General features: G+C 68.9%; 1 protein-coding gene. It reads left to right on the top strand.

The genetic code is table 11. From position 1 onward, the window contains the following. Window positions 1-6 precede the first annotated feature (6 nt). Window positions 7-2,187, top strand: a complete 2,181-nt coding sequence (locus P3H15_RS53630) for a malate synthase G (RefSeq protein ID WP_276144763.1) — start codon at window positions 7-9, stop codon at window positions 2,185-2,187. Window positions 2,188-2,220 lie beyond the last annotated feature (33 nt).

The raw sequence follows: 2,220 nt of genomic DNA, 5'->3' as shown, positions 1-2,220 counted from the left end.
CATTTCATGACTGAGCGTGTTGAGGTCGGCGGTCTGCAGGTCGCGAAGGTGCTCTACGACTTCGTGAACGAGGAGGCGTTGCCGGGGACCGGGATCGACGTCGACGGGTTCTGGTCGGGTGCGGTGAAGGTGATCGAGGACCTGGCGCCGAAGAACCGGGCCCTGCTGGCCACCCGCGACGAGCTGCAGGCGCAGATCGACCGGTGGCACCGCGACCACACCGGCACCCCCGACCCGGCCGAGTACCGGCAGTTCCTGACCTCGATCGGCTACCTGGTGCCGGCACCGGCCCCGTTCACGATCTCGACGGCGAACGTGGACGCCGAGATCACCTCGACCGCCGGCCCGCAGCTGGTGGTCCCGGTCCTCAACGCCCGCTTCGCCCTCAACGCCTCCAACGCCCGCTGGGGATCGCTCTACGACGCCCTGTACGGCACCAACGCCATCCCCGAGGACGGCGGCGCCGAACCGGGCACCTCCTACAACACGGTCCGCGGCGACCGGGTCATCGCCTGGGCCCGCACATTCCTCGACACCGCCGCCCCCCTCACCCAGGGTTCGCACGCCGACGCCACCGGCTACACCGTCGACGGGGACACCCTGCGGGTGGAGTTGGCGGACGGCACGATCACCGGGCTGGCCGAGCCGGGCACGTTCGTCGGCTACCTCGGGAACCCGGCCACCCCGACCGGGGTGCTGCTGCGCAACCACGGCCTGCACGCCGAAATCCAGATCGACCCCACCTCCCCGATCGGGTCCACCGACGCCGCCGGGATCAAGGACGTGGTGCTCGAGTCCGCGGTCACCACCATCATGGACTTCGAGGACTCCGTCGCCGCCGTCGACGCCGACGACAAGGTCATCGGCTACCGCAACTGGCTCGGCCTCAACCGCGGTGATCTGACCGAGCAGCTGACCAAGAACGGTCAGTCGTTCACCCGCCGGCTGAACCCGGACCGCACCTACACCGCCCCCGACGGCACCGACCTCACCCTGCACGGGCGGTCGTTGCTGTTCGTCCGCAACGTCGGCCATTTGATGACCACCCCGGCGATCCTGCACGGCGACGGCACCGAAATCCCGGAGGGCATCCTCGACGCCCTGCTCACCTCCCTGTGCGCCATCCACGGGCTGTCCGCGTCGGAGGCGTCGGGGCCGCTGGTCAACTCCCGCACCGGGTCGATCTACATCGTCAAACCCAAACAGCACGGCCCCGACGAGGTCGCGTTCACCACCGAACTGTTCGGCCGCGTCGAACAGGTCCTGAACCTGCCCGCCAACACCCTCAAGGTGGGGATCATGGACGAGGAGCGGCGCACCACCGTCAACCTCGCCGCCTGCATCCACGAGGCCGCCGAGCGGGTGGTGTTCATCAACACCGGGTTCCTCGACCGCACCGGCGACGAGATCCACACCTCGATGGAGGCCGGGCCGATGATCCGCAAGGCCGCCATGAAGCAGCAGACCTGGATCACCGCCTACGAGGACTGGAACGTCGATGTCGGCCTGGCCGCCGGCCTGCAGGGGCGGGCGCAGATCGGCAAGGGCATGTGGGCGATGACCGAACTGATGGCCGAGATGCTCGAGCAGAAGATCGGCCACCCGAAGGCCGGCGCGAACACCGCGTGGGTGCCGTCGCCGACCGGGGCCACCCTGCACGCCACCCACTACCACCAGGTCGACGTGTTCGCCGTCCAAGACACACTGAAGGGGGCCCCGCGGGCCACCCTCGAGCAGATCCTCACCATCCCCCTGGCCCCGGACACCGACTGGACCGCGGAGCAGAAACAGCAGGAACTCGACAACAACTGCCAGTCCATCCTCGGGTACGTGGTCCGGTGGATCGACGCCGGCGTCGGCTGCTCCAAGGTCCCCGACATCCACGACGTCGCCCTGATGGAGGACCGCGCCACCCTCCGCATCTCCTCCCAGTTGCTGGCGAACTGGATCCGGCACGGCGTCGTCACCGCCGACCAGGTCGTCGCCTCGCTGCAACGGATGGCGCCGGTGGTGGACCGGCAGAACCAGGGCGACCCCACCTACCGGCCGCTGGCCCCTAACTTCGACACCAACATCGCGTTCCAGGCCGCCAAGGAACTCATCCTCGACGGCACGAACCAGCCCTCCGGCTACACCGAACCGATCCTGCACCGCCGCCGCCGCGAATACAAAGCCGCCAACGCCTGACCCGGTCCCCCAGGTGAGTGGCGAAGCGTGCCC

It is taken from the genome of Rhodococcus sp. T2V (assembly GCF_029269925.1).
Taxonomy (GTDB): Bacteria; Actinomycetota; Actinomycetes; order Mycobacteriales; family Mycobacteriaceae; genus Rhodococcus_F; species Rhodococcus_F koreensis.
This window is presented reverse-complemented; position numbering and strand designations above follow the sequence as displayed.